The sequence below is a fragment of the Vibrio sp. M260118 genome, assembly GCF_036533755.1.
Lineage (GTDB): Bacteria > Pseudomonadota > Gammaproteobacteria > Enterobacterales > Vibrionaceae > Vibrio.
On sequence record NZ_JATABG010000296.1, the window covers coordinates 1 to 4,568 of the forward strand.

General features: G+C 44.5%; 4 protein-coding genes. 1 reads left to right on the plus strand and 3 read right to left on the minus strand.

Annotated elements, in window-relative coordinates:
• Both QTO00_RS15245 and clpS read right to left on the minus strand, forming a co-directional pair.
• A partial coding sequence (locus tag QTO00_RS15245) for an AAA family ATPase (RefSeq protein WP_331425549.1) occupies positions 1–1,571 on the minus strand: 1,571 nt, incomplete at its 3' end.
• 42 nt (positions 1,572–1,613) lie between these two features.
• On the minus strand, positions 1,614–1,934 hold the full coding sequence (clpS, locus tag QTO00_RS15250; protein WP_004744315.1) for an ATP-dependent Clp protease adapter ClpS: 321 nt from the start codon (positions 1,932–1,934) through the stop codon (positions 1,614–1,616).
• Positions 1,935–2,451: 517 nt separating this feature from the next.
• On the opposite strand from clpS, the gene cspD reads away from it, so the two are divergent.
• Positions 2,452–2,673: a cold shock domain-containing protein CspD gene (gene cspD, locus QTO00_RS15255; RefSeq protein ID WP_038205376.1), complete on the plus strand. Its 222-nt coding sequence runs from the start codon at positions 2,452–2,454 to the stop codon at positions 2,671–2,673.
• Between the two features lie 82 nt (positions 2,674–2,755).
• On the opposite strand, the gene QTO00_RS15260 is transcribed toward cspD, so the two are convergent.
• Positions 2,756–4,568 (minus strand): NADP-dependent isocitrate dehydrogenase (locus QTO00_RS15260; protein ID WP_331425550.1); only part of this gene is annotated, 1,813 nt, incomplete at its 5' end.

Consider the following 4,568-nt stretch of genomic DNA (forward strand, 5'->3'; position numbering starts at 1 on the left):
ATATCAAAGCGCAGTAGCTCAATGCCCAACAATTTCGACAACTGAACCGTAACCTCGGTTTTACCTACCCCAGTAGGGCCAGCAAATAGGAATGAACCTACCGGTTTATTATCCGCACCAAGGCCTGCACGAGTTAGCTTGATTGCTTCACTCAATACATCAATCGCATCGTCTTGACCAAACACCAGCATCTTCATCTTCTCGTCAAGCTTCTGCAGAATCTCTTTATCAGAAGAAGAGACTGATTTCTCAGGAATGCGTGCCATCTTAGCGACCATCGCCTCAATATCGGCAACGTTAACGGTTTTCTTACGGCGACTCGCCGGAGCTAGACGACTACGCGCACCTGCTTCATCAATCACATCAATCGCCTTGTCTGGCAGGTGACGTTCATTAATGTACTTAGCAGAGAGCTCAACCGCTGCACGAAGCGCTTTATTGGTGTAACGCACCTCATGGTGAGCTTCGTATTTTGGTTTCAACCCAATCAAGATCTTAGTAGTGTCGTCCAAAGATGGCTCGATAACATCGATCTTCTGGAAACGACGCGACAAGGCACGTTCTTTTTCAAAGATGTTGCTGTACTCTTGGTAGGTTGTCGAACCAATACAACGTAACTTACCGCTGCTTAATAGCGGCTTAATTAGGTTGGCCGCATCAACTTGGCCGCCAGACGCTGCCCCAGCACCAATGATGGTGTGAATTTCATCAATAAACAGAATCGCATCGTCTTCTTTCTCTAGCTGTTTCAAAATTGCTTTGAAGCGTTTTTCGAAATCACCACGGTACTTAGTACCCGCAAGTAGAGAGCCAATATCGAGTGAGTAAATAACGCTATCAGCAATAATGTCAGGCACTTGGCCTTCAACGATACGCCAAGCAAGACCTTCAGCAATCGCCGTTTTACCAACACCTGCTTCACCGACGAGTAGAGGGTTATTTTTACGGCGACGACACAAGACTTGAATGGTACGCTCTAGCTCTTTATCACGACCAATCAGAGGATCAATCTGTCCTAGTTTTGCGAGTTGATTAAGGTTGGTAGCAAAGCTCTCTAGACGCTCTTCTGAACCTGTCTCCTCGATACTCTCGCTACCGAATGAATCAGATGAAGAAGGCTCATCACCCGCACTCGATGCTTTACTAATACCGTGAGAGATAAAGTTAACAATATCGAGACGGCTAATATCATTCTTCTTGAGAAGATAAGCGGCATGAGATTCTTGCTCACTAAAAATTGCGACTAAGACATTCGCACCTGTGACTTCACTGCGACCAGATGACTGAACATGGAACACAGCTCGTTGCAAAACGCGTTGAAAACTCAAAGTGGGTTGCGTTTCGCGAGTCTCATCGTTTTCGGGAATAAGGGGGGTGGTTTGATCAATAAAGATATCGAGCTCACCTCGAAGCGCGTCGATATCGGCCTGACACGCTTGCAGGGCCTCACGTGCTGCATCATTTTCTAGCAATGCTAACAGGAGGTGCTCGACGGTCATAAACTCATGTCGTTTGTCTCGTGCGCGGGCGAATGCGCCGTTAAGACTCGACTCCAACTCTTTATTCAGCATAAGTACCTCCTTTAAGAACAACTCAGGTTGCTCGAGCAAACGTTATGCTTGCTCCATTGTACAAAGCAAAGGATGTTCGTTCTCTTTCGAATACATAGTAACTTGCGCTACTTTAGTCTCAGCAACTTCTGCAGTATACGTGCCACAAATTGCCTTGCCTTCATAATGCACCTTGAGCATCACTTGTGTTGCTTTGTCGATATCCATAGAAAAGAAACGTTCCAGGATTTCAATTACAAAGTCCATCGGAGTGTAATCGTCGTTGTTGAGCACGACGTTATACATAGATGGCGGCTTAACTTTTGTTTTTTCTAACTCCAGTAGATCGGAACCGGGTGTGACCCATTCAAAATGTTTGCTCATGACTCATCATTGTCGCTATTTTATCTCAGTTAATTTTACCACTTCGTTGAGCGAAAGTTTTGAATTTAGTTCTTACTATTTCAGGTCGGTGTGTATTTCGTGATGAATTATTGATTAAAAAGACAGACCGACCAGAAGGCTAAATCTTTGCAAAAAAGTTTGGCCTTACTTAGAGACTAATGCAGCAATTGAGTCGCTGCAAATAAAAGTTCAAACTCAATAGAGGCTTGATATCTAATTGATTAAAAAGACACCAAAAACCATTCACTGCATAAATGATTTTAGCGAAAGTGAGCATTTTATAAGTTACAAAAATGTAAATCTCAAAAGTGATTTCTTTGCAAATATGTAGACTGTAATACCTTTTTCCTATTGACTGTAATCCCTCATTGGCTACATTGGTCAAATAGTGACTAAAATTTTGGCAGCGGCTGAATGAAAATTCACTTCTTGTTTACAAGGAATCAATGTAAACACCAATCAAAATCAGTAACAAAATGCATGAGGGATGTATAGCATGGCTACAGGTACAGTAAAATGGTTTAACAACGCCAAAGGATTTGGTTTCATTTGTCCAGAGGGAGAAGATGGGGATGTGTTTGCGCACTACTCAACAATTCAAATGGATGGTTATCGTACTCTGAAAGCAGGCCAGCAAGTGAATTATGAAGTAGAGGAAGGGCCAAAAGGCTATCATGCCAGTGCTGTTGTTCCGGTAGAAACTCAACCTGCAAAATAACCGCTGCTAAAACAATCTAAATATCAAAAACTTTAAAAAGAAAACCCGCCAATTGGCGGGTTTTGTTGTTTATGGTGGCTAATTAGCCGTTGATAACGCCATTAAGTGTTGCACTTGGACGCATCAATGTAGACGCTTTGTCGAACTCAGGCGCGTAGTAACCACCTAGGTCGCCTGCTACACCTTGAGCATCATTCAGCTCTGCAACGATCTTATCTTCATTTGACGCAAGTGCTTCAGCAATTGGGGCAAACTCAGCAGCAAGTTCTGCATCTGCCGTTTGCGTTGCTAGCGCTTGTGCCCAATAAGTCGCTAGGTAGTAGTGGCTGCCTCGGTTATCAAGCTCACCCACACGGCGTGAAGGCGATTTGTTGTTATCTAGGAAATCACCTGTCGCTTTATCTAAAGCATCAGCAAGTACTTGCGCTTTCGCATTACCAGTCACTGTACTTAGGTGCTCTAGCGATGCTGCCAAAGCTAAGAACTCACCCAGAGAATCCCAACGTAAGTGGTTCTCTTTCTCTACCTGTTGAACGTGCTTAGGCGCAGAGCCGCCAGCACCCGTTTCAAATAGACCGCCACCATTCATTAGCGGCACGATAGAAAGCATCTTAGCTGAAGTACCTAATTCTAGAATTGGGAACAAGTCAGTTAGGTAGTCACGCAGTACGTTACCTGTTACTGAAATAGTATCTAGACCTTCTTTAATACGAGCTAGAGAGAACTGACATGCTTCAAGTGGTGCTAGGATCTTGATCTCTAGGCCAGACGTATCATGCTCAGGTAAGTATGCATTTACTTTCTTGATAAGCTGAGCATCGTGAGCACGGTTTTCATCTAGCCAGAATACTGCTGGTGCGCCGGTAGCGCGAGCACGGGTTACTGCAAGTTTAACCCAGTCTTGGATTGGCGCGTCTTTAACCTGACACATACGGAAGATATCGCCTTCCTCAACAGACTGTTCAAGCAGAACCGTATCAGATGCGTCCACTACGCGAACCGTACCTGCTGCATCAAGAATGAATGTCTTATCGTGTGAGCCGTACTCTTCCGCTTTTTGAGCCATAAGACCAACGTTCGGCACGCTACCCATAGTTGTTGGGTCAAATGCACCGTTCTCTTTACAGAAGTCGATAACCGCTTGGTAAATACCTGCATAGCTACGATCTGGGATCAGAGCCTTAGTATCTTTTTGCTTACCATCTGGTCCCCACATTTGACCAGAAGAGCGCAACATAGCTGGCATAGAAGCATCAACAATGATGTCACTCGGTACATGTAGGTTAGTAATACCACGGTCTGAATCAACCATCGCTAGTGGCGGCTGAGTTTCGTATACCGCTTGTAGTGCAGCTTCGATCTCTTCTTTTTGCGCCACTGGCAGAGATTGAATCTTAGCGTAAACGTCACCAATACCGTTGTTAACATCAACACCTAGCTGTTCGAATACGTCGCCATACTTAGCAAATACGTCTTTGTAGTAAACCTTAACCGCGTGACCAAAGATCACTGGGTCAGAGACTTTCATCATAGTTGCTTTCATGTGCAGAGAAAGCAGAACGTCTTGCTGTTTAGCTTCAGCGATTTGTGCTTCAAAAAACTCTACAAGCGCTTTCTTGTTCATCACTGAGCAGTCGATGATCTCTTTATCTTGCAGAGGGAATGCTGGCTTAAGCTCTTTCACTGCGCCATCTGCAGCAACAAATTCAATCTTAACTTCAGTGGCACCGTCTACTGTATGTGATTTCTCACTGCCGAAAAAGTCATTGTCCGACATGCTCGACACGTGAGATTTAGAATCGGCTGACCAAGCTCCCATTGAGTGTGGGTTTTTCTTCGCGTAGTTCTTTACAGAAAGTGGCGCGCGACGGTCTGAGTTACCTTCACGTAAAACT

Bases quoted from the DNA above. Each gene is read 5' to 3' on its own strand.
- clpS (WP_004744315.1), bottom strand. From the start codon at position 1,934: ATGAGCAAACATTTTGAATGGGTCACACCCGGTTCCGATCTACTGGAG.
- cspD (WP_038205376.1), top strand. From the start codon at position 2,452: ATGGCTACAGGTACAGTAAAATGGTTTAACAACGCCAAAGGATTTGGT.